The 14,961-nt window shown below is 71.8% G+C and carries 14 protein-coding genes, 1 pseudogene and 1 riboswitch; of the genes and pseudogenes, 9 read left to right on the top strand and 6 right to left on the bottom strand.

The genetic code is table 11. The features are described 5' to 3' along the window. Positions 1 to 28 precede the first annotated feature (28 nt). Positions 29 to 179: riboswitch (FMN riboswitch) on the top strand. 74 nt (positions 180 to 253) lie between these two features. The 5 genes from ribD (at position 254) to BJP60_RS03680 (ending at position 5,495) form a co-directional block, all read left to right on the top strand. Continuing rightward, positions 254 to 1,336: a bifunctional diaminohydroxyphosphoribosylaminopyrimidine deaminase/5-amino-6-(5-phosphoribosylamino)uracil reductase RibD gene (gene ribD, locus BJP60_RS03700; protein ID WP_203137654.1), complete on the top strand. Its 1,083-nt coding sequence runs from the start codon at positions 254 to 256 to the stop codon at positions 1,334 to 1,336. Continuing rightward, positions 1,336 to 2,073 (top strand): riboflavin synthase, encoded by a 738-nt coding sequence (locus BJP60_RS03695; RefSeq protein WP_203137651.1) that lies wholly within the window; start codon positions 1,336 to 1,338, stop codon positions 2,071 to 2,073. The genes ribD and BJP60_RS03695 overlap by 1 nt, the downstream gene beginning before the upstream one ends. Next, positions 2,070 to 3,377, top strand: a complete 1,308-nt coding sequence (gene ribA / locus BJP60_RS03690; RefSeq protein ID WP_238439542.1) for a GTP cyclohydrolase II — start codon at positions 2,070 to 2,072, stop codon at positions 3,375 to 3,377. The genes BJP60_RS03695 and ribA overlap by 4 nt, the downstream gene beginning before the upstream one ends. Next, the gene (gene ribH / locus BJP60_RS03685; RefSeq protein ID WP_203137649.1) at positions 3,374 to 3,871 is read left to right on the top strand and encodes a 6,7-dimethyl-8-ribityllumazine synthase; all 498 of its coding nucleotides are present in this window, start codon (positions 3,374 to 3,376) and stop codon (positions 3,869 to 3,871) included. Before ribA ends, ribH begins: the two co-directional genes overlap by 4 nt. 193 nt (positions 3,872 to 4,064) lie before the next feature. Next, positions 4,065 to 5,495, top strand: coding sequence for an MFS transporter (locus tag BJP60_RS03680; RefSeq protein WP_203137647.1), 1,431 nt, complete (start codon positions 4,065 to 4,067; stop codon positions 5,493 to 5,495). Positions 5,496 to 5,548: 53 nt separating this feature from the next. Here the strand turns inward: BJP60_RS03680 and BJP60_RS03675 are convergent. Then, positions 5,549 to 6,948 (bottom strand): annotated as a pseudogene (locus BJP60_RS03675) (dihydrolipoyl dehydrogenase family protein). 46 nt (positions 6,949 to 6,994) lie between these two features. Here BJP60_RS03675 and BJP60_RS03670 point away from each other — a divergent pair. Then, entirely contained in the window at positions 6,995 to 7,348 is a 354-nt protein-coding gene (locus tag BJP60_RS03670; protein ID WP_203137645.1) for a Fe-S protein, read from the top strand. A gap of 30 nt (positions 7,349 to 7,378) precedes the next feature. On the opposite strand, the gene BJP60_RS03665 is transcribed toward BJP60_RS03670, so the two are convergent. Genes BJP60_RS03665 through BJP60_RS03650 form a run of 4 tightly spaced genes read right to left on the bottom strand, consistent with a single transcriptional unit; the run spans position 7,379 to position 10,918 of the window. Continuing rightward, positions 7,379 to 8,326 (bottom strand): VOC family protein, encoded by a 948-nt coding sequence (locus BJP60_RS03665; RefSeq protein WP_203137644.1) that lies wholly within the window; start codon positions 8,324 to 8,326, stop codon positions 7,379 to 7,381. A 25-nt stretch (positions 8,327 to 8,351) separates the two neighbouring features. After that, the gene (locus BJP60_RS03660) at positions 8,352 to 9,443 is read right to left on the bottom strand and encodes a 4-oxalomesaconate tautomerase (RefSeq protein WP_203137643.1); all 1,092 of its coding nucleotides are present in this window, start codon (positions 9,441 to 9,443) and stop codon (positions 8,352 to 8,354) included. Continuing rightward, positions 9,433 to 10,137 (bottom strand): 4-carboxy-4-hydroxy-2-oxoadipate aldolase/oxaloacetate decarboxylase, encoded by a 705-nt coding sequence (locus BJP60_RS03655; RefSeq protein ID WP_203137642.1) that lies wholly within the window; start codon positions 10,135 to 10,137, stop codon positions 9,433 to 9,435. The genes BJP60_RS03660 and BJP60_RS03655 overlap by 11 nt, the downstream gene beginning before the upstream one ends. Positions 10,138 to 10,162: 25 nt before the next feature. After that, the gene (locus tag BJP60_RS03650) at positions 10,163 to 10,918 is read right to left on the bottom strand and encodes a PIG-L deacetylase family protein (RefSeq protein ID WP_203137641.1); all 756 of its coding nucleotides are present in this window, start codon (positions 10,916 to 10,918) and stop codon (positions 10,163 to 10,165) included. A 164-nt stretch (positions 10,919 to 11,082) separates the two neighbouring features. Here BJP60_RS03650 and ligM point away from each other — a divergent pair, with 164 nt between their 5' ends. Continuing rightward, positions 11,083 to 12,486, top strand: a complete 1,404-nt coding sequence (ligM, locus tag BJP60_RS03645; protein ID WP_203137640.1) for a vanillate/3-O-methylgallate O-demethylase — start codon at positions 11,083 to 11,085, stop codon at positions 12,484 to 12,486. 55 nt (positions 12,487 to 12,541) lie between these two features. Here the strand turns inward: ligM and BJP60_RS03640 are convergent, their stop codons facing one another. Then, on the bottom strand, positions 12,542 to 13,309 hold the full coding sequence (locus BJP60_RS03640; RefSeq protein WP_203137639.1) for a DUF1932 domain-containing protein: 768 nt from the start codon (positions 13,307 to 13,309) through the stop codon (positions 12,542 to 12,544). A 172-nt stretch (positions 13,310 to 13,481) separates the two neighbouring features. On the opposite strand from BJP60_RS03640, the gene BJP60_RS03635 reads away from it, so the two are divergent. Beyond that, entirely contained in the window at positions 13,482 to 14,264 is a 783-nt protein-coding gene (locus BJP60_RS03635; RefSeq protein ID WP_203137637.1) for an ABC transporter ATP-binding protein, read from the top strand. Continuing rightward, positions 14,251 to 14,961 (top strand): ABC transporter ATP-binding protein, encoded by a 711-nt coding sequence (locus tag BJP60_RS03630; protein WP_203137635.1) that lies wholly within the window; start codon positions 14,251 to 14,253, stop codon positions 14,959 to 14,961. The genes BJP60_RS03635 and BJP60_RS03630 overlap by 14 nt, the downstream gene beginning before the upstream one ends.

Here is a 14,961-nt window from a genome sequence, read left to right as displayed (position 1 = left end):
CTGCGCGTTCGGATAATCTGAGTGCAGCACACGTGCTCCGGGGTCGGTGGGAATCCGAACCGGCGGTGACAGTCCGCGAGCCGAAGCGCCAGACGCGCCAGGCTGATCCGGTGGAATTCCGGGACCGACGGTGATGTGCGGCGAGAGCCGCACGAGTCCGGATGGGAGGCAGCACGGGACGCTCGGCGATCCTCGGATCGCGGCGCCCGCGCGGCCTGTCCGCGACGACCCCGTCTTGATGGAGGAGGGTCGGATGGCGCACAGCCCCGCAGAGGAGCGCGCGATGCGCCGCGCCCTGGAGCTCGCGCTGCGCGGTCCGCGAAGCCGCAACCCGCAGGTCGGCGCCGTCATCCTGTCCGCGTCGGGGGACGTCCTCGCGGAGGGGTGGCATCGCGGCGCCGGCACGGCCCACGCCGAGGTGGATGCGCTGTCGCAGCTGCCCGAGGACGGCGCGCGCGGCGCGACCGCGATCGTGACGCTCGAGCCCTGCAACCACACCGGCCGCACCGGCCCGTGCGCCGAGGCGCTGATCCGCGCGGGCGTGGCCCGCGTCGTGTACGCGCTCGACGACCCCGGTGAGATCTCGGGCGGCGGTGCCGCGCGCCTGCGCGCCGCGGGCGTCGATGTGGTGAGCGGCGTGCTGCGCGACGAGGCCCTCGCACTCATCGAGCCGTGGCTCACCGCCGCGCGCCTCGGGCGCCCGCACGTCACCGTGAAGTGGGCGCAGAGCCTCGACGGCCGCGCCGCGGCCGCCGACGGCACGAGCAAGTGGATCACGGGGCCGCAGGCGCGCGCGGACGTCCACGCCCGGCGCGCGCAGGCCGACGCGATCGTCGTCGGCACGGGAACGGTACTCGCCGACGACCCCGCCCTGACCGCGCGGGACGGCGACGCCCTGTACGCCGAGCAGCCCGTTCCCGTGGTGATCGGCGCGCGCGAGACGCCCTCCGGCGCCGCCCTGCGCTCCCACCCGCACGAGCCGCTGTTCTACGACACGCACGACCTCGAGTTCGTGCTCGCCGACCTGTGGGACCACGGCCTTCACCGCGTCTTCGTCGAGGGAGGCCCCACGCTCGCGAGCGCGTTCGTCGCCGCCGGATGCGCCGACCGCCTGCTCGCCTACGTCGCCCCCGTGATCCTGGGCGGCCCGCGCGTCGCCCTGACCGACGTCGGCGTGCCCTCGATCGCGCAGGCGCGGCGCCTGCGCGTGACCGAGCGGATCGCGCTGGGCGACGACACGCTCTACGTCGCGGAGCAGCGCGACGTGCCGCAGCACCCCGACGCGGGGCCCGAGGAGCTCGGGTCCGCGATCGCATCGACAGAAGGAGTCCGCTGATGTTCACCGGGATCGTGGAGGAGGTCGGCCGCATCACGGCCGTCGAGCCGTCGGGCGACGGCGTGCGCCTCACGCTGCACGCGCCGGGCGCGATCGAAGGGGTGCAGCACGGCGACTCGATCTCCGTCAGCGGCGTGTGCCTCACGGTCGTCGACTGGACGGACGAGGGCTTCACGGCCGACGTGATGCGGCAGACGCTCGACATGTCGACGCTGGACGCCGCCCGCGCGGGCACGCCGGTCAACATCGAGCGCGCGACCGCCGCGGGCGGACGCCTCGGCGGTCACATCGTGCAGGGTCACATCGACGGCACGGGAGTCGTGCGCGAGGTGCGACCCGGCGCGCAGTGGCGCGTCGTGCGCATCGGGCTGCCCGGACACCTCGCGCCGCTCGTCGTCGACAAGGGATCGATCGCCGTCGACGGCGTCTCGCTCACGGTCAGCGCGGTCAGCGCGGCCGGAGCGCGCGATCCGTGGTTCGAGGTGTCGCTGATCCCCGAGACGCTGACCGCGACGACGCTCGGCGACCGCACGCCCGGCGACCGCGTGAACCTCGAGACCGACATCCTCGCCCGTCACGTCCAGCGCCTGCTGGCGTTCGGCGCCGCGAAGCCCGACCCCGCGCACCCCTGGTCCTTCGCGACCACCGAGGTGCCCGCCGCCGACTACTCGGTGCTCGACCCGACTCTCGCGCCGGCGACCGCCGCGCACAGCCGCACAGAAGGAGGCTCCCTGTGACCTCGAACAGCAGCCTGGACGAGACCGCCGTCCCGCTCGCCACGATCGACGAGGCGCTCGACGCGCTCCGCGCCGGCCGCCCCGTGATCGTCGCGGACGACGAGGACCGCGAGAACGAGGGCGACATCGTCCTCTCGGCCGAGCTCGCCAGCCCGGAGTGGATCGCCTGGGCCGTGCGCTGGTCGTCCGGCTTCCTGTGCGCGCCCATGCCGCAGGACGTCGCCGACCGCCTGGACCTGCCGCCCATGGTGGAGATCAACGAGGACGCGCGCACGACCGCCTACACCGTGAGCGTCGACGCGGCGTCCGGCGTGACGACCGGCATCAGCGCATCCGACCGGGCGCGCACCCTGAACGTGCTCGCCGATCCGTCCTCCGAGGCGAAGGACCTGATCCGGCCCGGGCACATCCTGCCGCTGCGCGCGGTGCCCGGCGGCGTGCGCGATCGCGCCGGCCACACGGAGGCGTCCGTGGAGCTCATGCGACTCGCCGGGCTGCAGCCCGTCGCCGTGATCGGCGAGCTCGTGGCCGAGGACGGCAGCATGATGCGCCTGCCCGGCCTGATCGAGCTCGGGGCGCGCGAGGGCATCCCGGTCATCACGATCGAGCAGCTGATCGCCCACCTCGACCAGCACGACCCGCTCGCCGCGGACCGCCCCGCGACGCGTCGCCAGGTGAGCCTGCGCGCGGACGCCACCGTGCCGACCGCGCACGGCACGTTCCGCTTCCTGGCGTACAAGGACCGTCAGACCGGCACCGACCACATCGCCGTCGTGTCGGGCGACCTGACGGCGCCCGCCCCGCTCGTGCGGGTGCACTCGGAGTGCCTGACGGGCGAGGCGTTCGGATCGCTCAAGTGCGAGTGCGGTCCGCAGCTCGAGGCCGCCCTCGACGCGATCGAGCAGGACGGCGGCGTGGTCATCTACATGCGCGGCCACGAGGGGCGGGGCATCGGGCTGATCAACAAGCTGCGCGCCTACGCGCTGCAGGAGCGGGGCCTCGACACGGTCGACGCCAACACGGCCCTCGGGCTGCCCGCCGACGCGCGCGATTACGCGGCCGCGGCCGGCATCCTCGCCGACCTCGGCGTGGAGAAGATCCGGCTGCTGACGAACAACACGGATAAAGTGGCCCAGTTGCGTGGTTTCGGTCTGGACGTTGTGGAGCAGGTTCCGCTGATCGTCGGGGTCGGACCGAACAACCACCAGTATCTGGAGACGAAGCGCGACCGGATGGGACACATCATCGGCGAGGAGGAGCTCGCCGACGCGATCGCGCGCATGCAAGAAGGAGGCCAGCGATGAGCGGCAAGGGCGCTCCCGTACGGGAAGCAGTGAACGGATCCGACCTCGACGTGGTGATCGTCGCGGGAACGTGGCACGAGGAGATCACGGAAGGGCTGATCGCGGGCGCACGGCGCACGCTCGACGCCGCGGGAGCGAAGCACCACCTGGTGCGCGTCGCCGGATCCTTCGAGCTGCCGGTCGTGTCGAAGGTGGCCCTCGAGGCGGGCGCCGACGCGGTCGTCGCCCTGGGCGTGATCATCCGCGGCGGCACGCCGCACTTCGAGTTCGTGGCGTCGGCCGCGACCGACGGCCTCACACGCGTGGCGCTCGACACCGGCAAGCCCGTCGGCTTCGGGGTGCTGACCCTCGACGACGAGCAGCAGGGTCGCGACCGCGCGGGTCTCGAGGGCTCGCAGGAGGACAAGGGCGCCGAGGCCGCGGACGCGGCGCTCCGCACCGCGCTCACGCTGCGGCAGCTGCGCGAGCTGCGTCTGGACGACGACCAGCTCTGACATCCACTCCTACGAGGGCCCGGCAGATCGCCGGGCCCTCGTCGTTTTCGTTCAGCACTTTGAAAAGTGCACAACGAGGGATCGTATCGATCCGCGAAACCGCGCAAGAGTGGCGCGCCGCCGCGAATAAGCTGTCATCTTGCCCTGTCGGCGCTCGCCGACAGATCCCCGCAGTTCCCCAGACAGGCAAGACATGACTACCGCAGCTCACACCCCCTCATCGGGTGCCGCCACCGGACCCGCCAACTCGCGCTCTCGCGTGATCACGGCGAGCCTCGTCGGCACGACGATCGAGTTCTACGACTTCTACGCGTACGCCACGGCCGCCGTGCTCGTGTTCCCGGCGCTCTTCTTCCCCGCCGCGGACCCCACGACGTCACTGCTGACGTCGTTCGCGACCTTCGGCGCCGCCATGGTCGCACGCCCGATCGGCGCCGTCGCGTTCGGCCACTTCGGCGACCGCGTCGGCCGCAAGACGACGCTCGTGGTGTCGCTGCTCGTCATGGGCATCGCGACGTTCCTCATCGGCGTGCTGCCGACGTACAACCAGATCGGCGTGTGGGCCGGCATCATGCTGCTCGTGCTGCGCCTGGCGCAGGGCTTCGCGCTCGGCGGCGAGTGGTCGGGCGCCGCGCTCGTGGCGACCGAGAACGCCCCGACCGGCAAGCGTGCCCTGTACGGCACCTTCCCGCAGCTGGGCGCGCCGCTCGGCTTCATCATCGCCAACGGCCTGTTCCTCATCATCAACTTCTCGATGCCCGGCGAGGCCGGCGCGCCCTCAGAGGCGTTCCTGTCGTGGGGCTGGCGCATCCCGTTCCTGTTCTCGGCTGTCATGGTCATCATCGGCCTGTGGGTCCGTCTGAAGCTCGTCGAGTCGTCGACCTTCGAGAAGGCCTCGGCCAAGGGCGCGATCAAGCGCTTCCCGCTCGGTGAGGCGTTCCGCCGCTACTGGAAGCAGCTCATCCTCGGCACGTTCATCATGCTGGCGACGTACGTGCTGTTCTACCTGCTGACGAGCTTCCTGCTGTCGTACGGCACCAAGGCCCCCGTCGCACCCGAGACCTACGACGCGGCGGCGGCCGGACCCTGGGTGCCGGGCCTCGGCTTCTCGTACGTCCAGTTCGTGCTGATGCAGATCATCGGCGTCGTCTTCTTCGGCATCTTCACGCTGCTGGCCGGCCCGCTCGCCGACCGGATCGGACGTCGCAAGCTGCTGATCGGCGTGACGATCGGGATCATCGTGTTCGGCGCGCTGTTCCCGGTGTTCCTGCTGCCGCAGGGCGCCGCGACGATGCCGCTCACGCTCGTGTTCCTCATCATCGGCTTCGCCCTGATGGGATCGACGTTCGGCCCCATGGGCGCGCTGCTCCCCGAGCTGTTCCCGACGAACGTCCGCTACACCGGCTCGGCCGTCGCCTACAACGTCTCGTCGATCCTCGGTGCCGCGCTGGCGCCGCTGGTCGCGGTCGTGCTGTGGGCGTGGGGCGGCGGCAACCCGTGGCTCGTGGGCCTGTACCTCTCGGCCGCGGGCGTGCTGACGCTGATCGCGCTCATCCTGTCGCGCGAGACGAAGGACGTGGACTACGACGAGGACCTCGTCGCCGCGGAGGCGACCGTCCTCTGATCCGCCGTCCGGATGGGCCCTCCCGCGTCTCGCGGAAGGGCCCATCCGCGTTTCTAGAGCCCGTAGGCCTCGAGCAGGCGCAGCCAGAACTCGCTGAGCGTCGGATACGACGGCACGGCGTGCCACAGGCGCCGCAGCGGCACCTCGCCGGCGATCGCGATCGTGGCGGCGTGGATCTGCTCCCCCACGCCGGGACCCGTGAGCGTGAGCCCCACGAGCACGCCGCGGTCCTCGTCCACGATCGCGCGAGCCCGGCCGGCGAAGTCCTCGGCGATCAACCCGGCCCCCGCGACGCCGGAGAGGTCGTAGTCGACCACGCGCACGCGCAGCCCGCGCTTCTCGGCCTCGGCGGCGGTGAGCCCCGCGGAGGCCACCTCGGGATCCGTGAAGACCACCTGCGGCACGGCCGCGTGATCCGCCGTGGCCACATGGCGCCCCCATGGCGCGTCGTCGACGGGCTCGCCCTTCGCGCGGGCCGCGATCACGTCTCCCGCGGCGCGCCCCTCGTACTTGCCCTGATGGGTCAGCAGCACGCGGCCGGCGGCGTCTCCCACGGCGTAGAGCCAGTCGGAGCCGCGCACCCGCAGGGTGTCGTCGACGTCCAGCATGCCCCGCTCGTCCAGCAGCTCGTCCACGCCGATGTCGTGCAGCCGCAGCGAGCGTCCCATGGCGACGACCACCTCGTCCGCCGCGAGCTCGCCGTCGTCGAGCAGGATCCGCACCGATCCGTCGTCCTGCCGCCTCACCTCGCGGGGGCTCGCGTCCTCGCGCACGGTCACGCCGCGGGCGCGCAGGGCGTCGCGGACGGCCTCGCCCGCGAACGGCTCGAGAGAGCGCAGCAGCGGGCTGCGTGAGAGCAGCGTGACGGCGCTGCCGAGGTCGGCGAACATCGTCGCGACCTCCACTGCGACGACTCCGCCGCCCAGCACGGCCAGCCGGCCGGGGATCTCCTGCGCCGAGGTGGCCTCGCGACTCGTCCACGGCCGTGCGTCGCGCAGGCCCGGGATGTCGGGGACGCGCGCCTCGCTGCCGGTCGCGATCACGACGGCGTGCCGCGCGATCAGCTCGGTCTCGCCGTCCTCGCTCTCGACGATCACGCGCTTGTCCCCCGCGATGCGACCGCGGCCGCGCACGAGCGGGATCCCGGCGGATTCGAGCCAGCGCACCTGGCCCGCGTCGTCCCAGTTCGCCGCGAACCCGTCCCGGCGCGCGAGGACCTCCGCGGGCTCGAGCGAGCCGCCCGTCACGCCGGCGACCGCCTGCGCGGCGCGCAGCGCGGCACCGGGCCGCAGCAGCGCCTTCGAGGGCATGCAGGCCCAGTACGAGCACTCGCCCCCGACGAGCTCGGCCTCGACGATCACCGCCTCGAGGCCGCCCCGCACCGCCCGGTCGGCGACGTTCTCGCCGACCGGCCCCGCCCGATCACCACGACATCCGTCTCGCGCACACTCATGTGCCGAACGTACTGCCCCCGCTCACCGCCCAGGTACCGTGAAGCCATGGAAACCCTGCGCGACGTCGTCGTCCTCATCCACCTCGTCGGCTTCGCCATCCTGTTCGGCTCGTGGGCCGTCGAGGCCTTCGCGAAGCGGGACGTGGCGAGCCGGACCATGGACTACGGCCTCGGCATCTCGCTGCTCGCGGGTCTGGCGCTGTCCGCGCCGTGGGGTCTCGGCGACGGCGAGCTGAATTACACCAAGATCGGCATCAAGCTCGTCGTGCTGGTGATCATCGGCGGCCTCACGGGCGCCAGCCGCTCGCGCGCCAAGAAGGGCACGCCGATGCCGGCCTGGACGTTCTGGCTGATCGGCGCGCTCATCCTCCTGAACGCGGGCCTCGCGGTCATCTGGTAGCGCCGGCAGGGACCGAGCCCGGCACGCCTCCTAGACGAGCGGCGTGCCGTGCGTGTGGAAGGTCTCGATGGTCTTCATGCCCCACGCCTGGCCCTTCTTGCGCTCCTCCTGCGACCACTCGACGACGGGCTGATCCGGGTCCAGCAGCAGGCGGGCGCCGGCGTTGGCGAACTCGATGCGGTTGCCGCCGGGCTCCCAGACGTACAGGAAGAACGTCTGGTTGATGGCGTGCTTGTGGGGGCCCGACTCGATGTGGATGCCGTTCTCGAGGAAGATGTCGGCGGCCTTCAGGATGTCCTCGCGCGTGTCGGGCGCGAACGCGATGTGGTGCAGGCGGTTGCCGTGCTTCGTCCAGTCGTCGGAGTAGACGACGTCGTACGACTTCAGCGAGAAGTGGAACCACCACGCGGCGAACCGGCCGTCGTCGTTGCGGATGCGCTCGCTCTCCCGCATGCCGAGCGCCTTCGCCAGGAACTCGCCGTTCGCCTCGACGTCCTTCGCGAGGTAGTTGATGTGGTCGATGCGCCGCGCGTTCACGCCGCGGCCGGGGAACGCCGAGGCCTGGTTCTTGAGCGCGGGGCGGTCGTCGGTCGCGACGTAGCGCTCGGTCTCGTAATAGAGGCCCATCTCGTGCCCGTCGGGGTCGTGGAACAGGAAGGTGGGGCCGGTGCCCACCTCGCCGTCGACCCAGCCGTCGCCGAGGTCCATGTCCTCGATGGCGGCGACGCGGCGCTCGAGCGCCTCCTGGCTCGCGGCGCGGAACGACGTCCGCCCGACGCCGGCCTGCTCCCGGGGCGTGAGCTTGATCGTGTAGAGCTCGTAGTCGTCCCACGTGCGCAGGTACACCGAGTCGCCCCGCTCGGCGACGACGCGCATCGCGAGCAGGTCGCGGAAGAACCACAGGCTCCGCTCGAACTCCGGCGTGAACAGCTCGACGTTCGCCAGATGGGCGACGTCGAAGGCGGTGGAGTCGGTCATGGGCTGTCCTCTCTGACGGCGGGAATCACAGACGAGGGCGCGGGAACACCGTGCCCTCGAAGATCTTGCGGGCGGTGCGCAGCGCGGCCGAGCGCTCGACGGTCCAGGCGTCGCCGGATCGCGACACGGCGACGTCGACGTCGAAGTGCCCCGTCGGATGCTCGATGACGAACGGCCGACCCGCGTCGGGGATCGCGGCGAGCTCGCGCCCCACCGATCCCTCGGCGAGCGCGCCCGCCGCCACGGTGAGCGCGCCGAGCACCCCGATCGAGGTGTGCACCCGGTGCGGCAGGAAGCTGCGCGTCGCGAGCGCGCCGCCGTGCCGCGGCGCGCTCAGCAGCACCAGCTTCGGCACCGTGGCCTCGCTCACATCCCCCAGCCCCATGCGCTCGGCCGCGGCGAAGCGGACGCGCTCGAGGCGCTCCCTCAGCGCGGTGTCCGCCTCGAGCGTCTCGGGATCCTCGTCGCCCGACAGATCGAGGTCGGCGGCCCGGATCAGGACGGTCGGCATGCCGTTGTCCACGCACGTCACGCGGATGCCCTCGACGTCGTCGGCCACGGCTCCCGTCGGGAACAGCGCACCGGTGGACGACCCCGCGGTCCCCTCGAAGTCCAGGGAGATCGCGCCCGCCGTGCCGGGCACGCCGTCGATCGCGAGCGCGCCGTCGTAGTCGACGACGCCGCCGTTCACGTCCGAGACGGAGGTGGCGAAGGTCGCGGTCGCGATGCTGCCGGTGTTCACCATCCGGATCCGCACGCTCGTGCGATCCTGCGCGGGTGCGACGAGCCCGCGCTCGACCGCGAACGGTCCGACCCCGGCGAGGATGTTGCCGCAGTTCTGCCGGTCGGTGACGAGCGCCTCGTCGACGCCGAGCTGCAGGAAGAGATAGTCGACGTCCGTGTCCGGATCCGCCGAGGGCGACACGATCGCGACCTTGGATGTCAGCGGATGCGCCCCGCCCAGTCCGTCGATCTGCCGCGGGTCGGGCGTGCCCATCACGCGCAGCAGCAGGTCGTCGCGCGCGGCCGGGTCGGACGGCAGATCCGATGCCAGGAAGTAGGCGCCCTTGGACGTGCCGCCCCGCATGAGCATGCAGCGGACGCCGTCAGCCGCCATGCTCGGCCTGGCTCACGTATCGCACCCCGAGGTCGGACAGCAGCGCGCGCAGCCCCTTGCGGTCGAGGCTGAGCTCGGCACCGCTGCCGTACGCGGCGCGATCCGCCTCCTCCTTCGCCACGCGCGCGTCGGCCGCGGCGAGCGCCCCCTCGGCCGCGCGCCGCGGCACGCACACGACCCCGTCGTCGTCGGCGATCACGACGTCGCCGGGGTGCACGAGCATGCCGTCCACCACGACCGGGACGTTGACGGATCCCGCGGTCGCCTTCACCGTGCCCTGTGCGTGCACGCCGTTCGACCAGGCCGGGAAGCCCAGGTCGCGCAGGTCCTGCGTGTCGCGCACACCCGTCGCGGTCACGAGCCCGCGCACGCCGCGCGCCTTCAGGGCGGTGGCGAACAGGTCGCCGAACGCGCCGTCCGTCGTGGGCGAGGTGGTGGCGACGACGAGGACGTCACCCGCCCGGCACTGCTCGATCGCGGCGTGGATCATGAGGTTGTCCCCCGGCCAGCTGAGCACCGTGACCGCGGTCCCCGCGACACGCGCCCCCTGCTGGATCGGCCGGATCGACGGACCCGCGAGACCCACCCGGCCCATCGCCTCGTGCACCGTCGCGACGCCGTGCACGGCGAGGCCGTCGACGGTCGCCGCGTCGGCGCGCGCGATGTCGGTGACGACGACGCCGAGCCCGCTCATCCGGCTCTCCTCGCTCGCTCGGCGGTCATTCCAGCACCGACGTCACCTGCGGGTAGTACCGCATGTAGGCCTCGCCCATGGTGTCGTGCGGCAGCCCGAGGTTGGGGCCCGCGTTGCGCTTGACCTGCACGCCGCGCCGCACGGCGAGCGCCGTGTAGTACTCCCACATGTGCTTCTGGGCGGGAAGGCACTCCATCGCGGCCCTCTTGCGCCCGAACGCCTCGGTGATGTCCAGCAGCACGTCGGGCTTGAAGTCGGACTGCTCGGGCTGATGCGGCTCGAAGAAGAACACGGGCGGGGCGCCGATGATGTCGTCCTTCGACGGGTACGAGCCGTCGGCGTTCGCGACCCCGATCGCCTGCGCGAGCACGCGCGCCTGCAGCGCCATGCGCGCCGCGGCGGGATGGTCACCGTTGTACGGGTCGGACAGGGGATGCGTCAGCACCACGGTGGGCTGCACGCGACGCATGACGTCGACGAGCCGCTGGACGGCCTCGGGGCTCTCGACCAGTGGGTAGTCGCCCAGGTCCAGGAACTCGATGTCGGCGCCCAGCGCATCGGCCGCCGCCTCCGCCTCCGCACGCCGGATCGCCTTGATCTCCTCGAGCGGCTTGCCCGCGAGCCACTGGCTCGCCGACTCGCCGCGCTCGCCGTACGACAGGCACACGACCATCGCCCTCTCGCCGCGCAGCGTCGCGGCGGCGATCGCGCCTCCCGCCCGCCACACGAAGTCGCCCGCGTGCGCGCTGACGACAAGCAGGGACGGCGTTGTCTCGGGCATGGCGGATCCGTTCGCTCTCGGGGTGATGCAGCACCCAGTGAATCAGCCCGACGGGGCGGGGGTCAAGGATTGTCGACAATCCTGGTGACGGGAACGTAGTAGAAAATCGTCGCCAATCCGTGTCATCCTGCGACCGACAACGCAGTCCGAATCGAAGGATCCTCATGGCGAACAATCTGCAGGAGCTGCTCGACGAGCGCGGCGACACGGTCGAGATGCTGCGCAACTCGCGGCTGGGCACCTACATCTACCCCGTCGTGCCGAGCGAGTTCAGCAACTGGCGGCGCGAGCAGAAGGCATGGCGCGAGACCGCGGTGCTCTACGACCAGACCCACCACATGGTGAACTTCTTCCTGTCGGGCCCCGGTGCGCTCCCTCTGCTGAGCGACACCGGCGTCAACAGCTTCGCGAACTTCCCCGTCGACACCGCCAAGCAGTTCGTGCCGACGGCGTCGAACGGCGGGGTGATCGGCGACGGCATCCTCTTCCACGAGGCCGAGCGCGACTACGTCTACGTCGGCCGCGCGCCCGGCGCGAACTGGCTGCAGTTCCACGCCGAGACCGGCGGGTACGACGTCGAGTTCCGCTACGACGACCGCTCGCCGTCGCGCCCCTACGGACAGGCGGTGCACCGCGAGTACTACCGGTTCCAGATCCAGGGACCCCGGGCGTGGGACATCATCGAGAAGCTGAACGGCGGCGTGCTCGACAAGGTGAGGTTCTTCCACATGGGCCACCTGGAGATCGCGGGGCGCCGCGTGCGGACGCTGCGTCACGGTATGGCCGGCGCCCCCGGTCTCGAACTGTGGGGCCCGTACGAGGACCACGGGCTCGTGCGCGACGCGATCCTCGAGGCCGGAGCGGAGTTCGGCATCGAGCCCTGCGGATCCCGCGCGTACTCGTCGAACACGCTCGAGTCCGGCTGGATCCCCTCGCCCCTTCCGGCGATCTACTCCAGCGAGGCCGAGCGCGCCTACCGCGAGTGGCTGCCGACCACGAGCTACGAGGCGATCAACGCGATCGCCGGATCCTTCGTGTCCGACGACATCGAGGACTACTACCTGAACCCGTGGGAGCTGGGCTACGGCTCGTTCGTGAAGTTCGACCACGACTTCATCGGCCGCGACGCGCTCGAGAAGCTCGACCCCGAGCAGCAGCGCCGCAAGGTCACGCTCGCCTGGAACGACGAGGACCTGGCGAAGATCCTCACCTCCGTGATCGACCGCGACAGCGAGGGCTACCAGTTCTTCGACCTGCCGAACGCGAACTACGGATCGAGCAACTTCGACGCCGTCATCGACGCGGACGGCACGAACATCGGCCTGTCGCTGTTCACCGGCGTCACGGCGAACGAGAAGCGCGGCCTGTCCCTCGCGACCGTCGACCGCGACGTGCCAGAGGGCGCCGAGGTGCGCGTCGTGTGGGGCGAGCCCGACGGCGGCTCCGGGAAGACCACCGTCGAACCGCATCGGCAGATCGAGGTGCGCGCGATCGTCAGCCCCGTGCCGTACGCCACCGTGGCGCGCGAGACGTACCAGGGCGGCTGGCGCTCCACGGGCACGCTCTGAGCCCGGCCTCGCGCGGCCTCGAGCAGGCGCTCGGGGCCGCGCGAGAGGGCTCCCCTCACCCCTCGAGGATGCGCTGCAGCGACGCACGCGTGGCGCGGGTCATGTCGGCGGGACTGCCCGAGAGCTCGAGCAGCGCGACGGCGTCGCGCATCTCGTGCTCCCGTCGCTCCGCATGCCGGTAGGTGCCCGCCAGCATCCGCTCCAGGATCTGCCGGCCATCGGGCCCGAGCTCATCCGCGATCTGCGCGCGGAGCCACTCCTCGGCGCCGTGCGGACGCGCCGCCTCCAGCGCTTCGATCACCACCGCGGCCACGCCCTTCATGTAGACGGCGCGCAGCAGCTTGCGCCTCGCCGCATCGCCGATCCCGCCGGACACGATCTCGACGGGCACGCCGAGGGGGCGCATCCGGTCGGCGAAATCCCGCGCCGCATCGCCGCTCGCGAGCAGCGGCGTGCGGTGACCGGCGCGCGGCACCGGCGCGAGGACCGCGACGTCCGCGATCCTCACGCCGCTCTCGCGCGCGATCCGGGCGACCTCGAGCTTCGTCTCCGGGGCCGACGTGTTGAGGTCGGCGAGCAGCGTGCCGGGCCGCATTCTTGCGACGGCGTCCCGCGCGGCCTCGATCGAGGCGCGGGCCCCCACGAGGCTCAGGACGAGCTCGGCGCCGTCGAGGCAGTCCTCCAGGCGCGGCCGCTGCGCGATCCCGCTCGCCGTGACATCGACGTGCGGGTCGAACCCCGTGACCTCCGCACCGACGGCCGCGAGGCCGCGCGCGTAGAGGCTGCCTGCCTCGCCGAGTCCCATCACCGCGATCCGGATCATGGCGGTCACGATAACGGTGTGACGCGGATTTGCGCCACGATTGTTGACACTTCGTCCCCCGCCTCCCTAGCCTGTGCGGTACGAGCAGCGGCGCTCCGACCCGACGCGGAGGACATCGATCCGCGGGAGCGCCGCTGACACCTCCCGCAAAGACGCACGGAAGACCGAGGCGATGGCCGCACGACTCACCCTGCAGGACCTGGGCCTCCGCTTCGGCGGGGTCACCGTCCTGCACGATGTCGGCTTCACGGTGGAGCCCGGCGAGATCCTCGGTCTCGTCGGTCCCAACGGCGCCGGCAAGACCTCGCTGTTCAACTGCATCAGCGGTCACTACCGCCCGACCTCCGGCTCGATCAGGATCGACGACGCCGAGGTCAGCGGCTCCCGTCCCTCGCGGCTCGCCGGGCACGGACTGGCCAGGACGTTCCAGCATCCCGCGCTGCAGCTGCACGCCACCGTGCTCGAGAACGTGGTGCTGGGCGCGCACACCCGGCTGCCCGGCGGCCCCCTCGCGTGGTCGCTCCGCGTGCCCCCGACGGGCCGCCGCGAACGCGAGCTGCGCGCCGAGGCCCTCGCGCTCCTCGAGTCGCACGACCTGGGGTGGGCCGCGCACCTCGCGGCCGACGAGCTGTCCCACGGGCTGCACAAGGGCGTCGAGCTCTGCCGCGCGCTGCTGATGCGGCCGCGGCTCCTGCTGCTCGACGAGCCCGCCGCCGGCCTGTCGCACGGCGAGGTCGAGCGCTTCATCGCGACCGTGCGCGACCTGCGCGTTCACGCCGATGTGACGGTCGTGATCGTCGAGCACCATATGGGCCTCATCTCGGCCCTCACCGACCGCGTCGTCGTGCTCGACCACGGCCGCAAGCTGATGGAGGGCACCGCCGCGCAGGCGCAGTCCGATCCGCGCGTGATCGAGGCCTACATCGGGAAAGAGGCCGCGGATGACGCTGCTTGAGCTCGTCGACGTCACCGCGTCCTACGGACCCGTGCAGGTGCTGGAGGGCGTCTCGCTGAGCGTTCCCGAGGGCGGCGCGGTGGGCATCCTCGGCGCGAACGGCGCCGGGAAGACGACGACGCTGCGCGCGATCAGCGGCGTGGTGCGCACGACCGGCCGGATCGTCTTCGACGGCGAGGACATCCGGGGTCTGCGGCCCGATCAGGTCGCGGCGCGCGGCATCGCCCATGTGCCGGAGGGCCGCGGGACCCTGCCGAACCTGACGGTGCGCGAGAACCTGATGGTCGGCGCATATCTGCGCAAGGACCGCCGAGGGCTCGCGACCGACGTCGACTACCTGCTCGAGCTCTTCCCGAACCTCCGGGAGCGGATCTCCTCGAACGCGTCCGCGCTCTCGGGCGGCGAGCAGCAGATGCTCGCCGTGGGGCGGGCGTTCATGGCCAAGCCGCGACTGCTCATCCTCGACGAGCCGTCGCTGGGCCTCGCCCCCAGTACCGCGAAGAACGTCTACGAGGCGATCCGCCGCCTCCGGCTCGAATCGGGCATCGCGATGCTCGTCGTCGAGCAGAACGCCAACCTCGCCTTCAGCATCGTCGACACCGCCACGGTGCTCGAGACCGGCCGCAGCGTGCTCACGGGCACGTCGGCCGAGCTGAGGGGCAGGGACGAGATCCGACGCGCGTACCTGGGAGGCTGA

Origin of the sequence: Microbacterium sp. JZ31 (genome assembly GCF_016805985.1) — a bacterium.
In the GTDB taxonomy this organism is placed as follows: domain Bacteria; phylum Actinomycetota; class Actinomycetes; order Actinomycetales; family Microbacteriaceae; genus Microbacterium.
The sequence above is the reverse complement of the archived record's forward strand: the minus strand, read 5'-3'. Positions and strand labels throughout refer to the sequence as shown.

Bases quoted from the DNA above. Each gene is read 5' to 3' on its own strand.
- BJP60_RS03670 (WP_203137645.1), top strand. From the start codon at position 6,995: ATGGAAACCCTGCGCGACGTCGTCGTCCTCATCCACCTCGTCGGCTTC.
- BJP60_RS03665 (WP_203137644.1), bottom strand. From the start codon at position 8,326: ATGACCGACTCCACCGCCTTCGACGTCGCCCATCTGGCGAACGTCGAG.
- ribH (WP_203137649.1), top strand. From the start codon at position 3,374: ATGAGCGGCAAGGGCGCTCCCGTACGGGAAGCAGTGAACGGATCCGAC.
- ligM (WP_203137640.1), top strand. From the start codon at position 11,083: ATGGCGAACAATCTGCAGGAGCTGCTCGACGAGCGCGGCGACACGGTC.
- BJP60_RS03635 (WP_203137637.1), top strand. From the start codon at position 13,482: ATGGCCGCACGACTCACCCTGCAGGACCTGGGCCTCCGCTTCGGCGGG.
- BJP60_RS03695 (WP_203137651.1), top strand. From the start codon at position 1,336: ATGTTCACCGGGATCGTGGAGGAGGTCGGCCGCATCACGGCCGTCGAG.
- BJP60_RS03680 (WP_203137647.1), top strand. From the start codon at position 4,065: ATGACTACCGCAGCTCACACCCCCTCATCGGGTGCCGCCACCGGACCC.
- BJP60_RS03630 (WP_203137635.1), top strand. From the start codon at position 14,251: ATGACGCTGCTTGAGCTCGTCGACGTCACCGCGTCCTACGGACCCGTG.
- BJP60_RS03655 (WP_203137642.1), bottom strand. From the start codon at position 10,137: ATGAGCGGGCTCGGCGTCGTCGTCACCGACATCGCGCGCGCCGACGCG.
- BJP60_RS03640 (WP_203137639.1), bottom strand. From the start codon at position 13,309: ATGATCCGGATCGCGGTGATGGGACTCGGCGAGGCAGGCAGCCTCTAC.
- BJP60_RS03650 (WP_203137641.1), bottom strand. From the start codon at position 10,918: ATGCCCGAGACAACGCCGTCCCTGCTTGTCGTCAGCGCGCACGCGGGC.
- BJP60_RS03660 (WP_203137643.1), bottom strand. From the start codon at position 9,443: ATGGCGGCTGACGGCGTCCGCTGCATGCTCATGCGGGGCGGCACGTCC.
- ribD (WP_203137654.1), top strand. From the start codon at position 254: ATGGCGCACAGCCCCGCAGAGGAGCGCGCGATGCGCCGCGCCCTGGAG.